This is a genomic window from Pelovirga terrestris (genome assembly GCF_014773365.1).
Lineage (GTDB): Bacteria > Desulfobacterota > Desulfuromonadia > Desulfuromonadales > Geopsychrobacteraceae > Pelovirga > Pelovirga terrestris.
Genome location: NZ_JACWUN010000001.1, coordinates 109,665 through 132,561 on the forward strand (window position 1 = coordinate 109,665; position 22,897 = coordinate 132,561).

Here is a 22,897-nt window from a genome sequence, read left to right on the forward strand (position 1 = left end):
ATTTATGATCAAACAGCTACAACGGCTGATGGTGTTTCTGCTGCTGTTATCCGGCTGGCTCAGCGCCTTTCTGGTGACGGGACTGTTCGGCCGTACCTCACTCTATCTGTTGTTGCCGGTTTTTCTGCTTGGCAGCGGGATGGGGTTAATGCTCAAACTGACCCACATCAGGGCGACCGTGCTCACCCTGGCGGTGACGGCAATCGCTGCTCTGGCACTGCTTAATCAATTTTTCCCCCAACACACACCGCGTCTGTCCGCTCTTAAGGGAACCCCTCCTGATTTCTTTCCGGCCAGCATTGAGGTCCCGGTTGTTGATGAATTGTCAGCGTTCATGACAGAACGTTCCCTTGCAAGCTCATCAACCGTCACCATCCAGCTGATTGCCCGTCTGCCGGCCCCGGCTCGCCGGATGCTGATTGTTGATGACCGGATGTACGTGACCTTGTCGGATCTTGGGGCCATCTATCTGATTGATCAGATCAGCACAGGGCAACCGAGTGAACACCCCATCCTTTACCATTCCGGTTTGGATCGTCCTTTCGGTTTGGCCTTTAGTAACGGGCGACTGTTTGTTGCTGAACCCTATCAGGTGCTCGAACTGATCGATACCTCTCTTGACCTGCTGGTTGATACTGAAAAAATCCTGTTGGATGGTTTGCCGGATGACGGTGGTCACTGGATGCGTGCGCTGACCAGCGACAGTGATGGTTTTCTGTATCTGTCCATTGGTTCACGCTGCAATGCCTGTGAAGAGGAGGATCAACGGCGGGCGACCATTGTCAGGATTGATCCCGATACCGGTGAAACTCGTGAATTTGCCTATGGTTTGCGCAATAGCCTGGGCTTGGCAGTGGCCCCGGATACCGGTCAATTATGGGCAACCGACATCAGCCGTGAACTGCAGGGACGGGTTCCACCACCGGATGAACTCAATCGTATCAGTGCCGGGGAACACTACGGATGGCCTTATTGCTATGGTCAACAGACGCCCGATCCGCTACTGGGTTTGGAGCATTTATGTCGTGATAGTGTGCCGGCTACTGTCGACCTGCCTCCTCTGTGCCGACCCATGGGCCTGGTCTTTGGTTCCAGCTTAGCCGCGCCCGAGGAGTACCGGAACAGTATCTACCTCCTGTGTGGTGGCAGCAGCTATCGCGCTAGCCATCCTGGTCCGAAAATTATTCGTCTACCCTATGACCAGGGTACCATCAGCGGGCCGGTGATGGATTTTGTACGTGGCTGGGATCCTGAATGGGGGGCACCGATTGCTCTGGCCGTTTCAGAACAGGGTGATTTGTTTTTCAGCGATGAACAATCTCAAGCCATCTATCGTGTTCGCTGGCCTGTGGCGACAAAGCAGGGATTAGAGCAAGGACGTTAAGTTGACTTATTGTCTGCCGCTTGTTGTAAACGGAAGGATTTTATCCTTGACACTCTACGGTCTATTTGGTACTTCAATCTCCACGCCCGATCGGCGCATATCGGCCCCGTCGCCAAGTGGTAAGGCAGAGGTCTGCAACACCTTTATCAGCAGTTCGAATCTGCTCGGGGCCTCCAGTAACCCAAAAGTGCCAGCCTGTAACGGCTGGCACTTTTTTTTCGGTTTTTCCCCATGGATATTCTGAGTCCACAGGTTGTCAGTCTGACGATCACCTTCGGCATAATTGCCGGTTTTCTGGCCGGACTGCTGGGGATTGGCGGCGGTGTTATTCTGGTGCCGCTATTTTTGTGGCTTTTTCCTGTAGCCGGATTTTCTCCTGAGCTGGTTGTCCATACCGCTTTTGGTACCAGTCTCGCGATTATCCTGCCCACTGCGGTCAGCAGTACCCTCGGCCATCGCAAACGTGGCAACATCCATGGTGAAATGGTACTGTACTTGTCCATCGGCGGGATCATTGGCGGATTACTTGGAGCTACCATTGCGTCCATGGTTTCCGGCAGTATTCTCAAGGTCTTCTTTGGGCTGTTGCAGATTGTTATCAGTGCTCGATTACTGTTTTTCAAGCAACCCTATCTGCCACCTGAGTGCATTGATTGTGCCCGCCCCTGGCAATTTGTCGCAGTCGGTTTTATCGGCGGATCTTTTTCTGCTTTTTTTGGTATCGGGGGCGGGATCGTCACCGTGCCGCTGCTCCTGTTACTGCTGCATCTACCGATGCGGTTGGCGGTTGGCAATTCGAGTGCTTTGATTGTCGTTTCATCCCTCGCTGCGGTCTCCGGTTATGTTTGGCATGGTATGCAGCAGTTAGCCGTTGCCCCTTATTCCATCGGCTATGTTAACTGGTTGGTCGTCCTTCTGGTGGCCCCCGTAACCATGGTCTGCGCGCGTTTGGGTGTGCGCCTTGCCGGTAGAACCAGTCAAACCAAGCTGATTCGGATTTTTGCCGTGGTACTGATGATGATCGGGGTTAAGATCGTGTTTAATCTATAGCAGGTTGTTCGTTCACTGGAGGTGTTATGATTCGTCAACCCGTTGTTGCCGGTCTGTTTTATCCGGCCAGTGCTGTTGAACTAAAACGTCAGCTGGCAACCTTTGTTAGCGAGGAGGACCAGCAGCAGGCTGCGGCGGTGGTGTTGCCCCATGCCGGCTATGGGTACTCCGGTGATGTTGCCGGCGACGTGATATCCCGTATCCGGGTGCCGCACCAGGTGATTCTCCTTGGTCCGAACCATCACGGCAGTGGGAAACAAATGGCCGTCAGTGCCGTTGATGCCTGGGCCACCCCTTTGGGGGATGTTGCCGTTGCAGCAGCATTGCGCTCCCATCTGCTGGACGAAGTTCCTCAACTGGAACTGGATGACAGTGCACATCAGCAGGAACATTCCCTTGAGGTGCTGCTTCCCTTTTTGCAATATGTACAGTCGCAGTTGCAGGTTGTTCCCATCGCGATAACGCATTCCAGCCCGGCACAGTTAATTGAGCTGGGTGCAGGTATTGCCCGCGCTATTAACAACTGGAATGAACCGGTCCTCCTGATTGCCAGCAGTGATATGAATCATTTTTTGCCGGCTGCCGAAAATGTCCGGCTTGATAGTCTGGCCATCGATGCCATGACCGCCTTTGATCCACAGCGGCTTTATCGTATTGTGGCTGATCAGCAGATCAGCATGTGTGGTATGTTTGCTGTGGTTGCGGTGATGGAAGCTGCCAAACTGTTGGGAGCTCACAGCTGTGAGCTGATCCGCTACAGCCATTCCGGAGAAAAGAGTGGTGATAATAGTCGAGTTGTCGGCTATGCCGGTATGATAATGAATTAAGCATTGAAGAGTTTGACAAGTAAGAGCTGATTCTAACCAAGGAGTTTTCATGTCAACATTGCGCGTACGCTTTGCTCCCAGTCCAACCGGATATCTGCACATCGGTGGCGCCAGAACGGCGCTGTTTAACTATCTGCTGGCAAAAAAAGAGCAGGGCACCTTTGTCTTGAGAATCGAAGATACCGATCTGGCGCGTTCAACCGAAGAATCGGTTCAGGCTATTCTGGCTGCCATGGAATGGCTCGGTTTGAGCTGTGATGAAGGCCCCTATTATCAGACCGAACGTTTTGGGCTTTACCAGCAAAAAGTCATGCAGTTGCTGAATGAAGGCAAGGCCTACCGTTGCTATTGTACTCCGGAGGAACTTGACGCCAAGCGTGAACTGGCGATGGAACAGGGACGTAAGCCCAAGTATGACGGAACCTGTCGCAAACGTAGTGATCACCCTGATGCGCCCCATGTTGTTCGTTTCAAGTTGCCCAATCCGGATGGTGAGACTGTCGTCGCTGACCGGATCAAGGGCACAGTGACCTTCCGTCATGAAGAACTGGATGACCTGATTATTCAGCGCAGCGATGGTAGTCCTACCTATAATTTTGTTGTTGTCGTGGATGATGCAGAAATGGCCATCAGCCTGGTGATGCGCGGTGATGATCATCTCAACAATACCCCGCGGCAGATTTTGCTCTATCAGGCTCTGGGCTACCAGGTTCCTGAGTTTGCCCATGTACCGATGATTCTTGGTTCTGATAAGAAGCGTCTGTCAAAACGTCACGGCGCGACCTCGGTTATGGCCTACAAAGATCTGGGCTATTTACCGGAAGCGCTGGTTAATTACCTGGTGCGGCTGGGCTGGTCGTTGGGGGATGAAGAGATCTTCAGCATGACCGATCTGATTGACAAATTCAGCCTGGAAGGGGTAGGTCGCTCCGCCGGTGTATTCAATCCGGAAAAACTGCTGTGGCTTAACAGTCATTATATTAAAACGGGTGATCCTGAACGCCTGGCTCAGTTGCTGCTGCCGTTTCTTGGTGCAGAAGGGGTCAGTATTGCAGGTGGTCCCGATCTGGTAGCGGTCGTAAAAAGTTTGCAGGAACGCGCTGCCACTCTGGTTGAAATGGCTGCCGGAGCGGCCTTTTACTATCGTGATGAAGTCATTTTTGATGAGGTGGCCAAAGCCAAATTTATTACGATCGAGCAACACAGCATGCTGACCTGTGTCAGGGATGTCCTGGCGCAGCAAAATGCATTTGATCACGATGCCATTGAAAAGGCCTTTGCCAAAGTGATGGAAGCCACCGGACTGAAATTCGGCAAGATTGGCCAGCCCCTACGAGTGGTATTGACCGGCGGCACGGCCAGTCCCGGGATTTATGATATTGTTCAGATCCTTGGTAAGGAGCGCTCGATCAGCCGACTGGAACGGGTGTTGACGATGATCAGCAACGGTTGAGCCTCTCGATTCTGGTCAGGCCCCTTATTTTCACTGGAGTAGATTCACCCTATTTTTTTTGACGAGCCAAGCCGTGACCTTCAGGGTTACGGCTTGGCTAGTTCCTGCGCCAATATGTTGCTCAATTCTTCCAGGCCACGATTCAAGGATCCAACAAATTCCTCATAGCTGTCATTGATGGGTCGCTGATCAATGAATTTGCCGCGGCGTTGTTCCCCGTGTTTATCGACGGTTTTCCAGCGAATATCGATATCGGTCTGTTGCCCCAATACCCCTGAAAGTTTTTTTACCGATAGTTGCAGAGAATGATCTGTATGGCGTTTGCTCTGCCAGGGGTTGATGTAGATGGTTGCCTGGGGCAGTAGTAGTCCAAGATTACTGGTTATCAGGGATAGTAGCTGTTCTTCCAGCGCCGTCGCCCATCGTTTTGTATCAGTAAAATAAATGACATTTTGTTGTTGTTGAACAATTTGAGGACGTTTTAAGTAGTCAGGAAATTCCGTTAGTTCAACCGTAATAGTTACATGTTTATCTGGATATGATTGGTTGGTGGTGGTCATGGATTCGAGGACATAATACTGACTGGGAACAACGGATTCTCCCAATTGGATACAAGCTGACATTGATACTACGATCAGGGTCAGGATCAGGTAACGATATATCTTCATTTATTCCTCCACCGTTCGACCCCGCAAAAGTATTTGCGGATTGCGTTCAATTTCATCCACCAGAGTGCGCAGACTGCGCAAGGTACGATTGAGTTCCAGCATGGTGATGCTGAACTGCTGCAGCAGGGGAGAGTCTTCGGCGGTTAGGGAATCGAGCTGTCCCATGGACGCAGTGACCTTGTCCGAAGCTTCAGTAAAAGCCTCCATGCCACGATCAAAGGCTTCTGCCAGCGGATCAACCCGTTGCTCCATCGCCGCAAGGGATTGCCTCGCGGATACGAGGGTTAGCCGAATGTCTTGGAACGCCGTCTCTAGGTTAGCATCGATGCCGGTCAGGGATTTTTGCGATCGGTTCAATGTCTCTTCAACGTTATCCATCAGTGCTGGAATCCCGGCGTTCATCGCGATCAGCAGCTCGTTGAGCAATGCGGCAGTGGTGTCAAATTGTTCAACGGCATTGTGGAGATGAGATGAGTTAAACAGCCGCTGTACCCCATCAGCAGATTGCATCAATTTGTCGACCAGCTCCTGCCAGGGAAGATCCTCAAAGGTTTTTGTCAGTTCGGCCAGGCTTGAGCTGATAGCAGGAATCTGTGGGTAGTCGCTCGGCAGGTCAACCTTTGAGGTCGGTGATTCCGGAACCATATCCAGATTCACAAACAGCTGACCGGTCAACAAGCTGTCAAGCTGCAGCTGAGCTCTTAAGCCTTCAGCGATCAAGGGTAAAATAGGATCCTCCGCCTGAACGCTGGTTTTTAATGTTTCAAATAGGCCCTGCTCGGATCCTTCTGCCCGGATTTTTTTAGGATCCAGTTCAATCACCACAGGGATATGAAATTCGAGATCATCGGGGCGAACCCTGATACTGATTTCTCTGACCTGACCAATCCTGACCCCGCGAAAACGTACCGGTGAGCCGACGTTTAAGCCCTTAACCGAGCTTTCGAAATAGATGACATAACGACTGGTTTCGGTGAACAGTCCGCCGGGGCCAAAAAAAATCAATCCTCCGACAATCAGGACAACGGCACCGATAACAAAGATACCAATCGTGCGCGGATCAACCTTTTTTCTTGTATGCATGGTGTTCCTTTAGCCCCCGGATTGCAGTAGCAGGATCAAGCGCTACGGGTGAGAAAATTGCGGACTCTGGGGTCGGTAGATTCTGTTAATAGCTGTTTTGGTGGACCTGATGCAATCATGGTTTTTTCATCAGTATCCAGAAAAATTGCCGTATCACCTACCGAAAAAATACTTTCCAGCTCATGGGTGACCATCACGATGGTTGTGCCCAAGCTCTCCCGCAGCTCAAGTATCAGCCGGTCGAGCAGTTTTGCACTGATCGGATCAAGTCCCGCTGAGGGTTCATCGACAAACAGGATATCGGGGTCCAGAGCCATCGCTCTGGCGAGACCGGCACGTTTACGCATGCCACCACTGATTTCCGAAGGGTAGTAGTCCTCAAATCCAGCCAGCCCAACCAGTGACAGTTTATAGGAAGCAATTTTTTCAATCTCGGAGGAAACCAAAGATGTGTGTTCGGAAAGAGGTAACGCAATATTTTCGCCGAGGGTCATGGAACTGAATAATGCACCACTCTGATAGAGAACACCAGTGCGGCTGATCATCTGTATGCGCTCATCGACGGTGGTGTCCCAGATATTAATGTCATTGATCAGGATCTCGCCCGCGGCCGGTTCCATCAAGCCGATCAAGTGGCGCAACAGGGTGCTTTTACCACATCCGCTGCCCCCCATAATGATAAATATTTCCCCGTGTTTAACGCTAAAACTGAGGTTCTGCTGAATCACTGTGTCAGCATAAGCCATGGTCAGATTTTTTACCTGAAGGTGAGTGGACTGTGACATTAAACCCCCAGAACCTGACAGGCAACGGTAATAATAGCGTCGGCAACGATAATCAGCACCAGCGAGGTAACGACCGCACTAGTGGCTGCAAAACCAACCGCAGAGGCACTGCGACCACACTGTAAACCACGAAAACAGCCCGAGCCGGCCACCAGCACACCAAAGACCGCAGCCTTTAGAATTCCGATAATGAAATGTTTTAATTCAACAAAGTCCTGTATCTGCAGGTAATACTGATAAAAAGAAACATCAAAAAGACCGGCACTGACAACAGCACCGCCAAATATCCCCATAAAGATAGAATAGATACATAGCAGGGGCATGGTGATGCAAAGCGCCAACAAGCGTGGCAAAACGAGAAATTCAATAGGAGAGATCCCCATGGTTCTGAGTGCATCAATCTCTTCGTTAACCTGCATGGTACCGATTTGCGCAGCATAGGCCGATCCGCTGCGACCGGCCATGATGATCGCCGTCATAATCGCACCCATCTCACGCGCCATCCCCAGTCCGACCAGATTGGCGATAAAGATTTCGGCACCAAAAAGACGTAGCTGCACAGCGCCAACAAAAGCCAGAATCATGCCGACCAGGGTGCTGATCAGAGTGATAATCATCAAGGCGGAAGGACCCGCGGCTTCAATCTGGTAAAACAGATCAGAAAGGCGCAAACGTGCCCGCCCACGCGCGAGGTTGAGTGTCGCTTTACCCATATCCCCTATAAAGGTCAGCATATCGTTCCAGGAACGATGCATCTCAATCGTCACAGTGCCGATTTTCGCCAGCACCGGTTGCCCCAGTATCGTGCGGCGCGCCCCCTTACGTTCAGGAACCGCATAGGCCAGTTTCAACAGGCGTCTGGCTCCCTGAGGCAGATGCGTTTTGTCAATCAGGATATTGTTTTGTTTACAATGATCGATCAGCTCGATCAGAAAGGTCATCAAGCCACTGTCCCACGCCTGAAGTTGCTCCGCATTGAAGGCGATAGTCGTTGTTTTCGTGTTGTTGATGTGATGTAAAAGAGGAGGGACGGCAGGAATGCCGGCAGAATACGACCAGTCGCCAACAAGATGAAGCAACATGCCTTTTTCAGTGGATTCAAACCGGTATTTTGCAGGTACTGATTCAACCATGGTATCCCTGTCATTGTGGGGAATTCATCACAATGAACAAGAAGTTACCATGTTAGCGGCTGGGTATCCAGCCGGATTCTGTCCGAAATCGGTCTTGTTTCGTCCAAAAAAAGGTCTTTTCCACCCCACTGGCGCAATCTTCAGCTGTCAATGTGACGTATATCCAGAGTAGATATCTGATTTCTGCCACTACTTTTTGACAGCATCAGGGCCTGATCAGTGGCTAAGATCAATTCGTCCTTAGAAACCTCATTGGTCTCCGGGGTGGTCGTGGTTAAGCCGGCACTCATGGTGACGTATATCACCTGATCCAGATGATTGGTTACAATCCCTTCAACACAGCATCGTAAGCGTGAGGCAAAGACCCGTGCTCCTTCTGCCCCGGTTTCAGGAAGAATAATCGCAAATTCATCGCCACCATAGCGGGCAACAATGTCACAGGGTCGCACAGCTAAACAAACAGCCTTGGCAATATTCATCAGGATAACGTCACCTACCGGGTGGCCGTAGCGATCATTGGTTTTTTTGAAATGATCAATGTCAAAGATGATCAGGGAAAGAGAGGAATGATAGCGCCTGGCGCGCGAGAGTTCCTTGTCCAGGGTTTCATGAAAATAACGATGGTTATAGAGCCCGGTGAGCCCATCGCGGTATACCAGCTCACGTAGACGTTCATTGCTTTCCTGCAGCCGGCGCGTCATCCGTTCTGATTTGGTCCGGGCAACATTGAGTTCCAGGACCATCTGTTCCTTGCTCAGGTTGATACGCGTCAACTCGGCATTGGCCTGCTGTAAAAGCACTGAATACGGCACCATTTGTTCTGATTTGATATCAAACAGCTTAATAATAGCATTACTTTCCGTTGCCGTTTCGTCAAGCAGACGGTAGGTCTGTTGATCTGTAAGACCGTAATCTTTTTCCAGTTGTTCCTGCAGCACCGGGGCGGTTGTGGTGGCTCCGTAATCACGACAAAGGGACGCCAGCTCACCGGCAAAATAAAGGATTCCAGCCGTTTGTCGGTTTTCTTCAGGCGCACGGTCAGGATGAACATGATGGAGGATCGGTTCACAGATATCGTCCGGCAGGTTCCAATGCTTCAACAGTGCATATCCGACTTGTGCGTGGTTATAGCCATACATGTTGTTCTCTGCTTTAACCAGATGATTATTATCACTAACTTCTGCGATCAAGCGGTTATATATGTCGCCTTTTGCCTGGGCGATCACCAGGATACCAATATCTTTCAACAGGGCAGTGATAAAAATATTATCGTTTTGTTGATTCAGTTCCCGTGACAAAAGTTCTGCGGCCACAGCGGCTGCTACCGACAGTTGCCAGAATCGATCCATATTAAAACCGGATTTTCCACTGTCGCGGTAGTCAGAAGAGATAACAAAGGAAAGAGCGATATTCTTGATGACATCGGTTCCCAGTGCAACCATGGCTCGTTGAATATTGGATATATTGCCTTTTGAATAGAACATTCCGGAATTGGCAATCTTGAGCATCTTAGCTGTTAACGCCGGATCCTTGGCTATGACATCACCGAGCGCCGTAAGGGGTGCTTCGTCTTTTCGAACAGCATTCAGGATATTGACGGCAATCGCAGGGGGAGTTGGCAATTGCAGATTATTCTCTATCAACTTGATGATGTTGGCATGTTGTGACGTTTTTTGCATGGTATATCCACCGATTTTTTATGACGTTTCAGATAACTGACTAGCGTCATTCTATCATAAATAGTTAGTCGTTGGTAATAAATCTTGCTCAACATATGTCAAGGGAATAAATCTTGATGCTGGACAGGGCCATTGGCTCTAGTTACTATAGCGACAATTTTGCCGGGCAACTGGTGCTGGTCGGCACTGGTCTTGAGGTTTTCTGGCCTAACCCTACGCTATGGATTTTTTGATGAAACTGACGGAATACCCTGTTCTAATCTTCGATGGTGCCTGCGGAACTAATCTTCAGCTGTTTAATATTCTCCCGGCAGAATGGAATGGCTGTGAAGGATGTAACGAGTTCCTCAATGTAACCGCCCCCCACCACATCGCGCGACTTCATGGTGAGATGCTTGATGCCGGTGCCATGGTGCTTGAAACCAATACCTTCGGGGCTTCACGTATTGTGTTGGCTGAGTACGGTTTGCAGGACAAGGTGCGGGATATCAATATCCGGGCGGTAGAGATTGCCAGACAGGCCATTGACGGCAGGGAAGGGCGTTTCATTGCCGGTTCGGTCGGGCCGGGAACCAAGCTGCCGTCTCTGGGCCATATCGATGTTGATGCTCTGAAAACCGCAACCTCCGAGCAGATTGCTGCCCTGCTGGATGCCGGAGTGGATTGCCTGATTATTGAGACCTGTCAGGACATGCTCCAGACTAAAACTGCGTTAATTGCTGCATTTGAAATGCTTGAAGTTGCCGGGTTGGAACTGCCGGTACTGGCCTCGGTGACCATTGAACAGCAGGGGACGATGCTGGTCGGCAGCGATATTGCCGCCGTTGTAGCCACCCTGGAGCCCTTTCCTGTCCTTTCGTTGGGACTGAATTGTGCTACCGGTCCCAAAGACATGGTTTCCCACGTTCATTATCTCAGTCAGCATTGGCCGGGACGGATCTCGGTGATTCCTAACCAGGGGATGCCCGAGGTTGTTGATGGCAAAACCCATTATCCCTTGACGCCCGAAGATTTTGCTGAACAGATGTGGCGCTTTGTTACCCGGCAGGGGGTCAGCATTGTCGGTGGCTGTTGTGGCACCAGTCCGGGCCACATCGCTGCTTTGGCCGCGCGCCTTAAAGACACGACTCCGGCCCGGCGGGAGGTGATTCAATGAAAGCATCGGTAGCCAGCCTTTATCAGGCCGTAGAGTTGCATCAGGAAATCCCGCCTTTGTTAATTGGCGAGCGTTGTAATCCTAATGGTTCCAAGGCTTTTAAAGAAGCGCTAATTGCTGAAGATGATAACGCCTGCCTTAAGGTTGCTCTGGATCAGGAAGCCCGTGGCGCTCAAGTCATTGACCTGTGTGTTGCCTATGCCGGTCGGGATGAGTTGACCGACATGATGCGGCTGACCCGGTTGTTTGCCGGATCCTGCAAGGCCCCCTTGATGTTTGATTCCACCAGCCCCGATACCCTGGAAAAGGTCCTGCCCTTGTATCCGGGTCGTGCCATTATCAATTCAATTAATCTAGAAGATGGCGGTGCGAGCCTTGATCGCATCTGCAAACTGGCAAAAAAATACGGCGCTGCGGTGGTCGCACTGGTCATCGATCTAGAAGGAATGGCTTTGACCTCGGTCAGAAAGTTGGCTGTCGCTCGGGAAATCTACCATCGTGCGGTAACGATCCATGGACTGCGGCCACAGGATCTATTGTTTGATCTGCTGACCTTTACTGTCGGTTCCGGCGATGAAACCATGCGCCGTTCAGCGATTGAAACCCTCGAGGCGATCAGGCTGGTGCGCCGTGAACTTCCTGGCGTTGGTTTTACCCTGGGGGTCAGTAATGTCAGTTTCGGGCTGCGCCCGGCCGCGCGCAAGGTCCTCAACTCCATTTTTCTGCATGAAGCGGTTGAGGCTGGTTTGAACACCGCTATCGTTGATGCGGCCAAGGTCCTGCCTTATTCGGCCATCAGTGAAGAGGACCGCAAGATCTGTTTTGACCTTTTGTTCGATCGTCACCCTGACGCCCTGATGGCATTTATTGATTATTATGAGCAAGCAACCACTAATGACGATCAGAATGAGGATGCTCCGCAGTTGCGCCTCGAAGAGCAATTACGCGAGAAAGTGCTCAAAGGCGACAAGAATGACCTCGAAGACCTGCTTGCCGAATTGCGCGGACGCTGGAAACCTCTTGATATTGTTAATCGCCTGCTGGTGCCGGCAATGCGTGAGGTCGGTGAGCTGTTCGGTCGTGGCGACTTGCTGCTCCCCTTTGTTCTGCAGTCGGCCGAGGTGATGAAACTCAGCGTCGCCCTGCTCGAGCCCTACATGGAAAAGCTCGACCAGCAAGGACAGGTCAAGGTGCTCCTTGCCACTGTTGCCGGTGATGTTCACGATATCGGTAAAAATCTGGTTGATATCATTCTGACGAATAACGGTTACAAGGTGTTCAATATCGGCATCAAGGTTCCGGCTGAGGAAATCCTTGCTAAAGCTAAAGAATATCAGGTTGATGTTATTGGTCTTTCGGGATTGCTGGTCAAATCAGCATTATTAATGAAGGACAATCTGGCCCAGTTCAACGATGTCGGCCTCAACCTGCCGGTGTTGCTTGGTGGCGCCGCGTTAACCCGTAAGTATGTCGCTCTGGATTGCGTGCCACAATATCAGGCTCCGGTCGTTTACTGCGCGGATGCTTTCGATGGTCTTAAGGCCATCCGTGCCTTTGAAGCCGGTGAGTTAACATCTACAAGCTGGTCCGACACTGCCGTTGCTCCCAATCGTCCCGGTGCACAGATCGCCGTTATTGACCGTCAATGGGAGTGCCCACCAGTTCCTTTTATTGGTGACCGTCAGGTCCTCGACATCGACCCGGAGATGCTCTTTAATTATCTCAATCAGCCGGCCCTGTTCCGCGGCCGTTGGGGTTATCGACGTGGAAAGATGGCTAAAGATGAGTATGAGCGTCTGCAGGCTGAGACCGTCCTGCCCCTCTTCGAGCGACTTAAAAACGAAGGGTTAAGTGATGGCTGGTTCGAGCCTAAAGTCACTTATGGTTACTTCAATTGCTTCAGTCGTGAGAACCAGTTGGTCGTTCAGCATGATGGGCAGGATTACACTTTTGACTTTCCGCGCCAGCAAAGCGCTGCCGGCTTGTGTATTGCCGATTTCTATCATAGTGAGGAAGAGGGTGGGGATAAGGCTGGTTTTTTTGTCGTCACCATTGGCGAAAAACTGGCGCGGGTTACCTATGAGCTCTACGCCGCAGACAGCTACCACGATTACCTGATGCTCCATGGATTAGGCGTCGAATTGACCGATGCCCTGGCCGAATACTGGCATGAACAGATGCGCATCGAGATGGGGATCCAAGCCGGACATACCGACATGACGGCCTACGTGGCGCAAGGGTATCAGGGTTCACGTTACGGTTTCGGTTATCCCGCCTGTCCTGACCTGGCGGCCCACGGGCCGGTTTTTCAGCTGCTGCATCCCGAGCGGATTGGGGTCAGCTTGACCGAATCCTTTGAAATGGTGCCGGAGATGACCACCTCGGCGATTGTTGCCTATCATCCCCAGGCCAAATATTTTGCGGTCTGATCTGTTGCTCGCCGGCAATGGCAGCACTCTGGTTGACCCATGACCCTGGATCTGTCATTTCTTCTGGCTTTCTTCGCAACCCTGGCCGGCATCTTTTATCTGGCCTGGGGGGGGAAGGCCCGGGCGACCAATGGTGCTGATTACGTCTTGACTGGTCGCAAAGCATCGAGCCTCAATGTGTTTGGTGCCATTACCGGTACCCTCGTCGGTGGGGCCTCTACCATCGGTACCGCCCAGCTGGCCTTTATGTATGGCTTGTCAGCCTGGTGGTTTACCTTGGGAGCCGGACTGGCCTGTTTATTTCTTGGCTTGTTTATTGCCGTCCCCCTGCGGCAGAGTCAAGCCCAGACCATCCCTGAGTTTATTGCCCTGTATCACGGTGAACGGGTACGTACTGCTGCCAGCCTCTTTACCGCCGCCGGCATGTTTATCCAGATTGTTGCCCAGCTGTTGGCCTGTGGTGCTGTGATGGCAGTTCTTTTTGACCTGTCGATGGTGGCCAGTGCGACTATCTCTGTCCTGCTGGTAGCTTTTTTTACCCTTGGTGGCGGGATGAAATCTGCCGGCGTGACCGGTATGATCAAAATGGTGCTGATCTACTTGACTATGGCGGTGGCGGGCCTGGTTGCCCTTAATCTGGCTGGTGGTTGGCGTGGTTTGACATCAGGTTTTGCCGCCTGGCCCTGGTTCAGCCTGTTTGGGTACGGGATCAAGGAAGGGGTCTCTGATTTGGTATCGATGCTGGTAGGCGTTATATCGACCCAGACCTATCTGCAGGCAATTTTTTCTGCCAACAATAGCAGTGTAGCCCGGCGCGGCACCCTGCTCAGTGCAGCGCTGATTCCTCCTTTAGGGCTGTTCGGTATTCTGGTTGGTCTGTTTATGCGCCAGACCATGCCGGAGATCCAGAGCGCCCTGGCGCTGCCAACCTTTATTCTGCAGCACTTGCCGTCAGGTTTTGCCGGTATTGCCTTTGCTACCCTGTTGATTGCCGCAGTGGGCACTGCGTCAGGCCTCGCCCTGGGTGTAGCGACAACCTTGAAAGTCGATCTGCTCCGTTACTGGCTGCAAAACAAGCCATCCGAATTGTTGATATTTCGATTAATCACCCTGGCTGTTGTAGTTGGAGCTTTTATCCTTCTGCTGAGTAACCTGGGTTCTGCGATTATGGACTGGAGTTTTTTGTCCATGGGGTTGCGCGGGGCCACCCTCTGTTTCCCTTTACTTTTTGCAGTCTTTTTACCCAAAACCAACTGGCGTCAGGCCGGTTTTGTTTCGATTATGGTAGCGCCAACAGCGGTCGTATTGCTAGGATTTTTCCCCATAACCGGCATCCCCCCGTTGTTTTTTGGTCTGGGTTTGTCGTTGCTGGTCTTTTTGTTGACACTGCCCTTGCCTGGGACAAAGAGTTAAGGTCGGTTAGAGTTAATTCATCGGTTAACTTCTTTGCCTGAAAACACCACAGTCAGATCAAATTAATGCTATATTGATAGTATCTATTCAGCACCTGATCTTCGGTTTCTATGTCAAGGGACGCTTTTCGTCATCCCTGGCCGCTAGTTGTCACCATGGACGGCGACAAACACCCTTGCCACAGGATCCAAAGGCCCTGCGCAAGGACAGTGGTGAATAGTTACATTGTTTTTTTAGCCTGTTATTTGACGATGTTATTAATGATTGCGGTTCTGAGCTTTTGACACCTGATGCGTCTTGTTACTCTGTTTCTGTTTTTTTTCATCATCACAACTTCTACCGCTTATGCGACCCGCCTTGACGTCGATGTGCGCAGTAGTGAGCCCTCTTTGCAGCAGATTGTCAAAGGTGCCCTGACTACGCCTCTATTGTCGCAAAAGGATGAGCGTCTTAATCGCCAACGTCTGGGTTCATATCAGCGTCAACTACCTACAATAGTTAAAGAAATAATCGAACCTTACGGATACTTCTACAGTACTGTCTCGACCCGACTGGAACAGCCAGCCGCAGACCACTTTCGTATCATTATTGAAGTGGAAGCCGGGGAGCCGTTGGCGATCACCAAATTCAATCTAGACCTTTCTGGTGCCGGATCAAATCATCCTGCGCTGCAACGGCTCATCAATCAGTTCCCGTTGCGGATCAATGATATTCTCCGTCAGGATCTCTATGAGCAGGGCAAGGCTGGTCTGCGTCAGGCAGCGGCGGCCCTCGGTTATCTGGACGCTTCCTTTGAGGTCCATCTGATAGAAGTTTATCTGCAGGAGCGGCGTGCCGAGATTGACCTGCGGTTTAACACCGGTGAGCAGTATCATTTCGGCGCAATCCGTTATGTCGATCGGGCCGGCTACCCTGAGCGATTCCTTAAACGTTTTGTCAGCTATCATCAGGGTGATGTTTTTTCTTACAGTCTGCTGGGTAAAACCCAGGTGAATCTGATGAATGCAGATCTGTTCAGCTCCGTGTCGGTTCAGGCCAAGGCGCATGAGGCGGAAAATTATCAGGTGCCGGTGGAGATTGCATTGCTGCCATTGCCACGTCATCGTTTGCGTCCGGGAATCGGCTATGGCACGGATACCGGTGGTCGGGTATCCCTTGATTATCGCCACCTGAACCTGTGGGAGGCTGCTCACGAACTGGTAGGTAAACTGCTTATTGCCCAATGGCGTCAGCAGCTACAGACAACCTACATTATCCCTGATCGCCGGCGCCTTGACAGTCTGACTCTGTTGACCGTCGGTACCGAACGGGAAGATGTCGATGCCTACTATCGGCGTGAAGTCTTTGGTGAAGCGGAATATCGGCGTTCTTTTGGCCGAGGATACAGAGGATCCCTGTTTGTTCGGGCGACGTCGGAACGCTCGCGCGTTGCTGATAGTGACAGACGCACCCAGCTGTTATTGCAAGGATTCCGCCTGAGCTGGCAGCAACTTGATCACCCCATGACTCCGGAGCGTGGCAGCAAGATTCAGCTTCAGGTGCAGGGCGCTGATGAAAACTGGTTTTCAGATACTTCCCTGTTGCAACTCACCGTTGATGCCGCGACCCTGATACCCCTGCCACAACGCTTTTCTGTTTTTTTTCGTTTAGGTGGAGGGACAACCTGGCATCGCCAGGAATTTAATATCCTGCCGGTTTCGTTACGCTATTTTGCCGGCGGTGATCGTAGCGTCCGAGGGTTTAAATACAATTCCCTCGGCCCCGTCAATGAAGACGGCGAGGTAGTTGGTGGCAAACATCTTCTGGTAGGCAGTGTCGAACTGGAAAAAAGGTTTCTGCAACGGTGGGGATTTGCTACATTTTATGATGTCGGAAATGCCTTTGACTCGTTCAACGATTATGAACTCAAACAGGGAGCCGGGCTAGGTATTCGTTACTTTACCCAGATAGGTGCAATCCGCCTTGATGTCGCCAGACAGCTGGGGGAAAAGGACAACGGTTATCGTCTGCATTTCAGTCTGGGGTTGGCATGGTAAGAGGATTGACCGTCACCTTCGTGGTTTTCTCTCTGGTTGTCACCCTGATGGTTGGTGCTGCTATCTGGCTATTCTACACTTCTGCCGGCGCGGACTTCGCCTTGCGGCGATTGGCGCAGCAGCTTGATGCCCGGATCACAATGTCACAACTTAGCGGCTCTTTGGCACGCGGGCTCAGTATCACAGAACTGGCGTTCGAACAGGCAGACGTCGGCTTGCAAGCTCGCCACATCCAACTGGATATGGCTGTTTCTTCCCTTTATCCCTTCCATTTATCCCTGTCTACCGTTGCCCTGGCTGATGCTGACTTGCTCCTGCCTCAAGCTGAGCCAAGTGGACAACAACCGGGTCTTGCCCTGCAGATTCCGCAGTTGCCGGCAATCCTTGATCTGTTGCAGGTTGATATCGCGCGGCTTGATGTAACAAATATGTCAATCATCCGGGGTGATGACATTCGGGTGGTAGAAGAGTTGAACGCGGCTATAGATTTTCACTACAGAACATTATCAATAAGCGATCTTCGTTTGCGTATTGATGATCTGTTTGTTGCTGCAACATTGAATCTGGATATGGCTGATTCGGCCTTGGATCTGGCGGCAACGGTAGAAAACAGTGGTGTCGACCAGCCCTGGAGAGCGATCAGGGTAAAAAGTTCACTAACCGGTATTGATGCTGACACTATGGCTGGAAAAATTGATTTAAGGGTGGATCTGGTTGATCGGCAGCCCTTTTTTCTGCAGGCGGATATGAGTATTAGTGAAAATTTTCTGGGTATAGAAAATCTTCGGTTACATCAGACCCAACGGCCCGGTTCCGTTACGGCTGCGGGACAGCTGCAGTTTAAAGAAAATGGACCGGCCCTGACGGTCGATATTTTCCTTCGGAATCTTGATTTAAGCCAGGAAGCAGGTCTGTCTATAGCTGTGGACGGAAAAATAGCCCTGACGTACGCCCAGATGCAGTATCACGGTCAGCTCAATCTGAGTACCCAGGGTGATGAGTTGGCCATGACTGAGCTGGCTGCTGACTTTTCCGGTGATCATCAGCATTTGCAACTGCAGCAGATCAATGCCTCCTGGCTGGCAGCGCAGATTAGCGGCAATTTCGACCTGGATTGGTTGGAAACCTTGAATGTGGCAGCGCAGTTACAAATCGAACATCTCTGCCTGGAACCCTTTCTCCCTGATAGTAACAGTCTGCTCAATGCCCACCTGGAGGCCAGTTACCGTCATGACGAGCAATCCCCTCAAGCTCATATCAATGTCGAGCTGTATGATTCAATCCTTTACGAATACCCTCTGTTTGGTGTTGTCGCAGCAGACTACAAGGATGATAGTCTGATCCTTCACCACTTGAATCTACTCAGTCACAGTGCGCAATTGCAGGCGCAGGGGGATTTACAGAACAGCATCGATTTTACTCTGACACTGCAACAAATTGGAGATTTTTATCCGCCGGCTGCCGGTGCCCTGACGGCGCAGGGATGGCTGACCCACGGGGAGGAAGGCAGCGCAGCAGATCTTCATCTTGCCGGCTCGGATCTCTTGTATGATCAGTGGCAGTTATCTTCCTTCAACACCCACTTCAGTCTTGATCCGGATCAGAGCGTCGAAGCGGTTGCCCACTTTCGTCAGTTAAGCTCCATCCCGCAACAGCTGCTGGTGAATGCGATTGATCTACAGGTTTCAGGTTCACTGCTCAATCATCAGATCGATATTAATGCCCGAGCCCAAGAAACGACCCTGAAAACAAAACTGCAGGCGAGCTGGTCCGAGTCCTTGTGGACAGCGCTGCTACAGCAATTGGATATCAATGCCTTAGGCAGTTATTGGCGTCTTAATGATCCTGCTTCAATTGTCGTTGGATCACAGATTGTCAGGGTGTCTGACCTGAATCTAGATGCTGGAGCACATCAGTCAGTGCGCTTACAGGGAGAATTTTTACCTGCAAAAGAATCCATCACTATTGTCCTTGACTGGTCGGATCTGTCACTGAGCCTTTTTAGCCCCTGGCTTGACCCATCTTTGATGCAGGGGCATACAGGCGGAACCTTGTCTGTGGATCATGATCCTGAACATACTAAAATCCACCTCTCTGCGAAATTAAATGCCGACGTTCAGTACCAACAGATGCATCTGCAGGACACCAGCACCCGATTAACCCTGGATTGGGGGAGGGATGGGCTGACGGGAAATGTCCGTATCGATATCGGCTTGCCGGCGCATCTTGAGCTTAACGTTGATTCTCCTGCCCCGGCAGGGATGGCGTTACCTGACATCACCAACGTTACATTGGCGTGTCGGCAGGTGCCCTTACAGTTGATCCAGCCCTGGTTGCCGGGAGAAATTATTTCCAAGGGGATTTTAACATGCGATATGGAAGGTACGTGGTCCGCAGAAAAGACCTTTGCTCTCCACGGAAAGGCCGATATCAGTGCGGGTTCCCTGTTTTGGTATGATGATGAACAAGAAATTGAGCTTGGTCTGGAAACCGCCATGTTCAACTTTTCCTGGGAGGAAAAGTCCCTGCGCGCTGAGGTGAATCTGGTTCATGATTTTGGTCATATCAACGGCCATCTCGAGCTAGGGCTTCCAGCGCAAGTGCCGATCAATCTGGAGGGCCATACCCCCGTTGCCGCTGATGTCGGCTCATTGCTGCAAGAAAGCGGGTTGCTAACTCTGTTATTTCCTCAGTATGTTTATGACAGCAAAGGGGAAATCGAGCTGCAGGCGACCATCGGCGGGACCATCGGTGATCCGTTGTTTGCCGGTACAATGAGCGTGCAAGGGGCTCAATTGTACGTACCGGCAGCTGGAATACGTATTGCGGACATTCATGCATCGGCACAGCTGGATGGACAACAACTTAACCTGTCAACGTTGCGGATGACTTCTGCCGGCGGCACAATCAGCGGTCAGGGACGTTTGGATCTGCTTGGATGGTCTCCCGACAGCTTTCACCTTTCACTGTCGGGCGAAGGTTTCCAGTTGATCAATGTAACTGACCTGGCTGTCCAGATCAGCCCTGAACTTGTCATTGATGGTGATTTCGATCTCATTCGTGTCCGTGGAAGTTTACGCCTTCCGCAGGTGATGATCAAAGATCAAACCCGTAGCCAGGTCGTTCAAAATAGCCCTGATCTGGTTATTGTCGATCGTCAGGCGCCCGGACGCAAGGCAACCGCTATTCGTCACGATATTGATCTTAATCTGATTCTTGGTGAGCAGGTGTTGCTCGATGTTGCCGGGCTGCAAGCGCGAATTGCCGGGTCATTGCGTCTGTACAGCGATGCACAACAGGATATTGCGGCACAGGGACAATTATTTGTAGAACGTGGCCGTTTTTCAACCCTTGGTGTTTCCCTGGATATCGAACGGGGTGATCTGTATTTTGCCGGCGTCCCCTTACGGTATCCTGCCTTAGATATACTGGCAACCCGCCGCGCCGGCGAAGTCCGGGCCGGGGTGCGAGTGACCGGAACGCCCCAGGACCCACTGGTCAGTCTCTATTCGGAACCGCCTATGCCCGATGCGGATGTGTTGTCGTATGTGGTGCTCGGTCGCCCCCTCGACAGCCGTGGCGGCGATACGGATCTGTTGATGTTAGCCACTGGAGCATTATTATCGCAAGGGGAGTCCATTATTTTACAGGAACGGCTGAAAGGTCGTATGGGGCTGGATGTGCTTGAATTTTCTGCTGGGGATGGTAATGCCAGCGATGCTGTTATCACTACCGGGAAATATGTTACCCCCGATCTTTATGTGAGTCTCGGTTATTCACTGTTCAATAACAGCAACGAGATCAAAATACGTTATCGGCTTTCATCCAGACTGGAACTGGAGTCAAGTTTTGGCCAGGAATCCGGAGTGGATCTTTTTTATCGTTTGGAAAGGGATAGGCTGATTAAAAAGTGAAAGGCCCGCCATGGTAGCGGGCCTTCAACGATTACTGTGTCGTACCTTCAGAATCCTCCCTGTCACGGGAATTGCCGGTGTCTCGAAACACCGGTGTGGTGGAAAACCTTCTCAACTGCTGTATCTCGTCTTCGATAGGCATTCCTCCTTTCTGATGTTGTTTTTATTATAGCGAACTTGAAAAAATAATCAAAGGGGACAGAACCGATTTTAACAAAGCAAGCGGTCAGGGATGATCCAACGGGAAACAATCGCGGCCCTTGACCTGGGAACCGAAAATCCGGTGCAAAGGGTTTATCTTTACCGCTTTTTATATTTGCTGTACCTTGCTGTTGGCGCGAAATTGGTTTGTTAAAAAGCTTCAGTCCATTGGCTGAGCTGACATGAAAGGTTTTTTAGTATGACAAACAGTGTCCCTTTTTTTGTTTTATGGGTTGTCATGGCCTGTGGGGCTTATGCTGTGGCCAAAAGTCGGGGGCGTAACTGCCGTCTCTGGTTTGCGATTGGATTGATGATCGGACCCTTCGCCGTCCTGATTGTGGCATTGCTGCCATTGGGGCCGAATGCCAAAAAAGGGTACCATTAATTCTTCAATGAAAAAACGTTTCTACAAATTACTCCTCTTTGTCACCGTGGCTTCACTTGGCGGCGCATTTATCGGTTACCTCGGACACTGTGTCGGCAGCACCTGAGGTGCTTTTGTCAGCCCCTGGTCAGGGGCTTTGTTTGGCGCATTGATTGGTTTTTTCCTTGGCCTGCTCCCGTCAGATCAGGGTAGGTGAAATGTCATGGTCCGTTTTGTTGCTGGTCTGAGAGATCAACCTGTTTTTTCTAGGTTGTCCTGGAGATAAATCACCTTGATCCTTCCTGTTATAGCTCTGATATCCGGTTTAATATTACTGGTCTTTAGTGCTGATCGTTTTGTTGACGGTGCCGCAGCGACTGCCCGCCATGCCGGGATGCCGTTGCTGCTGGTCGGGATGGTCGTCATTGGTTTTGGTACTTCAGCACCTGAAATCCTGATCTCCGCCATTGCCTCTGTTCAGGGGAACCCCGGCCTGGCGCTGGGAAATGCCTATGGTTCGAATATCTCCAATATTGCCCTGATTCTCGGGGTCACTGCTCTGATCAGCCCAATTCCGGTCCCTGCCAAAATTCTCCGTTCTGAACTACCGGTCCTGGTAGCAATTACCCTGTTAACAGTTGTGCTGCTGTGGAATCTGTCCATCAGTCGTCTCAATGCCATCCTGTTGCTGGTGGCGTTTGCTGCGGTTATTGTCTGGTGGGTCATCATCGCTTTGCGTCATAAGAACGCTGATAAGTTGCTGGCCGCATCGGAACATGGAGAAGATGCATTTTTGCCGCTAAAGCCGGCAATTTTCTGGTTGGTTGTCGGGTTAATCATGTTGGTCGCAAGTTCCCGGATACTGGTTTGGGGCGCGGTTGAAATTGCCACGTCCCTGGGTGTCAGTGATTTAATGATCGGCCTGACAATTGTCGCAGTAGGTACCTCTTTGCCCGAATTGGCTGCTGCTGTTGCTGCCGCCCGCAAAAAAGCTCACGATCTGGTTTTGGGCAATATTATTGGTTCCAATATTTTTAATACCCTTGCGGTCGTGGGTATTGCCGGTGTTATCCACCCCCTTGAGATCGGCAGTGAAGTTCTCTACCGTGATTGTCTGATTATGGGTCTGCTGACCTGTTGTCTTTTTGCGGCGGCATGGCGCGGCCGTTATCGTTTGTCTCGCCGGTTTGGCGGCATACTGGTGTTGAGCTATGTCGCCTATCTGGGATTACTGGGATTCCAAATTCTTGGCTATCTATGAAAAAAAAACGGTGGCTTACCCCTTGACACATCGTTGAATATGAATGATTTTGATAGATTAT

Annotated in this window: 16 protein-coding genes and 1 tRNA gene; 12 read left to right on the forward strand and 5 right to left on the reverse strand. The window is 51.1% G+C overall.

Annotated features, from left to right (window positions below):
* The first annotated feature begins 4 nt into the window (after positions 1-4).
* From ICT70_RS00470 to gltX, 5 genes are all read left to right on the forward strand, one after another.
* Positions 5-1,384, forward strand: a complete 1,380-nt coding sequence (locus ICT70_RS00470; protein ID WP_191153416.1) for a PQQ-dependent sugar dehydrogenase — start codon at positions 5-7, stop codon at positions 1,382-1,384.
* Between the two features lie 102 nt (positions 1,385-1,486).
* Positions 1,487-1,560: transfer RNA gene (locus tag ICT70_RS00475), tRNA-Cys, on the forward strand.
* 55 nt (positions 1,561-1,615) lie between these two features.
* A complete protein-coding gene (locus tag ICT70_RS00480; protein WP_191153417.1) occupies positions 1,616-2,434 on the forward strand; it encodes a sulfite exporter TauE/SafE family protein in 819 nt (272 codons plus the stop codon).
* A gap of 26 nt (positions 2,435-2,460) precedes the next feature.
* On the forward strand, positions 2,461-3,261 hold the full coding sequence (gene amrB, locus ICT70_RS00485; RefSeq protein WP_191153418.1) for an AmmeMemoRadiSam system protein B: 801 nt from the start codon (positions 2,461-2,463) through the stop codon (positions 3,259-3,261).
* A 49-nt stretch (positions 3,262-3,310) separates the two neighbouring features.
* Positions 3,311-4,714 carry a glutamate--tRNA ligase gene (gene gltX / locus ICT70_RS00490; RefSeq protein WP_191153419.1) on the forward strand — a complete coding sequence of 468 codons (1,404 nt, stop codon included), beginning with the start codon at positions 3,311-3,313 and terminating at the stop codon, positions 4,712-4,714.
* A gap of 86 nt (positions 4,715-4,800) precedes the next feature.
* Here gltX and ICT70_RS00495 read toward each other — a convergent pair whose 3' ends face one another.
* The 5 genes from ICT70_RS00495 to ICT70_RS00515 all read right to left on the reverse strand — a co-directional run bounded on the left by ICT70_RS00495 (position 4,801) and on the right by ICT70_RS00515 (position 10,062).
* On the reverse strand, positions 4,801-5,382 hold the full coding sequence (locus tag ICT70_RS00495) for a PqiC family protein (protein ID WP_191153420.1): 582 nt from the start codon (positions 5,380-5,382) through the stop codon (positions 4,801-4,803).
* On the reverse strand, positions 5,383-6,465 hold the full coding sequence (locus ICT70_RS00500) for an MlaD family protein (RefSeq protein ID WP_191153421.1): 1,083 nt from the start codon (positions 6,463-6,465) through the stop codon (positions 5,383-5,385). It lies immediately after the preceding gene.
* Between the two features lie 35 nt (positions 6,466-6,500).
* Positions 6,501-7,250, reverse strand: coding sequence for an ABC transporter ATP-binding protein (locus ICT70_RS00505; protein ID WP_224746718.1), 750 nt, complete (start codon positions 7,248-7,250; stop codon positions 6,501-6,503).
* Positions 7,250-8,332 (reverse strand): ABC transporter permease, encoded by a 1,083-nt coding sequence (locus ICT70_RS00510; protein ID WP_191153422.1) that lies wholly within the window; start codon positions 8,330-8,332, stop codon positions 7,250-7,252. The genes ICT70_RS00505 and ICT70_RS00510 overlap by 1 nt, the downstream gene beginning before the upstream one ends.
* Before the next feature lie 191 nt (positions 8,333-8,523).
* Complete coding sequence (locus tag ICT70_RS00515) at positions 8,524-10,062, reverse strand: sensor domain-containing diguanylate cyclase (protein WP_191153423.1); 1,539 nt, start codon at positions 10,060-10,062, stop codon at positions 8,524-8,526.
* Between the two features lie 232 nt (positions 10,063-10,294).
* Here ICT70_RS00515 and ICT70_RS00520 point away from each other — a divergent pair, with 232 nt between their 5' ends.
* The 7 genes from ICT70_RS00520 (at position 10,295) to ICT70_RS00550 (ending at position 22,836) form a co-directional block, all read left to right on the forward strand.
* The gene (locus tag ICT70_RS00520; RefSeq protein WP_191153424.1) at positions 10,295-11,218 is read left to right on the forward strand and encodes a homocysteine S-methyltransferase family protein; all 924 of its coding nucleotides are present in this window, start codon (positions 10,295-10,297) and stop codon (positions 11,216-11,218) included.
* Positions 11,215-13,647, forward strand: coding sequence for a methionine synthase (locus ICT70_RS00525; RefSeq protein WP_191153425.1), 2,433 nt, complete (start codon positions 11,215-11,217; stop codon positions 13,645-13,647). Before ICT70_RS00520 ends, ICT70_RS00525 begins: the two co-directional genes overlap by 4 nt.
* A gap of 39 nt (positions 13,648-13,686) precedes the next feature.
* Positions 13,687-15,060, forward strand: coding sequence for a sodium:solute symporter family protein (locus ICT70_RS00530; RefSeq protein WP_191153426.1), 1,374 nt, complete (start codon positions 13,687-13,689; stop codon positions 15,058-15,060).
* Between the two features lie 290 nt (positions 15,061-15,350).
* Positions 15,351-17,096, forward strand: a complete 1,746-nt coding sequence (locus ICT70_RS00535) for an autotransporter assembly complex protein TamA (RefSeq protein ID WP_191153427.1) — start codon at positions 15,351-15,353, stop codon at positions 17,094-17,096.
* The gene (locus ICT70_RS00540; protein WP_191153428.1) at positions 17,090-21,010 is read left to right on the forward strand and encodes a translocation/assembly module TamB domain-containing protein; all 3,921 of its coding nucleotides are present in this window, start codon (positions 17,090-17,092) and stop codon (positions 21,008-21,010) included. The genes ICT70_RS00535 and ICT70_RS00540 overlap by 7 nt, the downstream gene beginning before the upstream one ends.
* A 400-nt stretch (positions 21,011-21,410) precedes the next feature.
* On the forward strand, positions 21,411-21,596 hold the full coding sequence (locus ICT70_RS00545; RefSeq protein WP_191153429.1) for an antitermination protein NusB: 186 nt from the start codon (positions 21,411-21,413) through the stop codon (positions 21,594-21,596).
* 271 nt (positions 21,597-21,867) lie between these two features.
* Entirely contained in the window at positions 21,868-22,836 is a 969-nt protein-coding gene (locus ICT70_RS00550; RefSeq protein WP_191153430.1) for a calcium/sodium antiporter, read from the forward strand.
* Positions 22,837-22,897 lie beyond the last annotated feature (61 nt).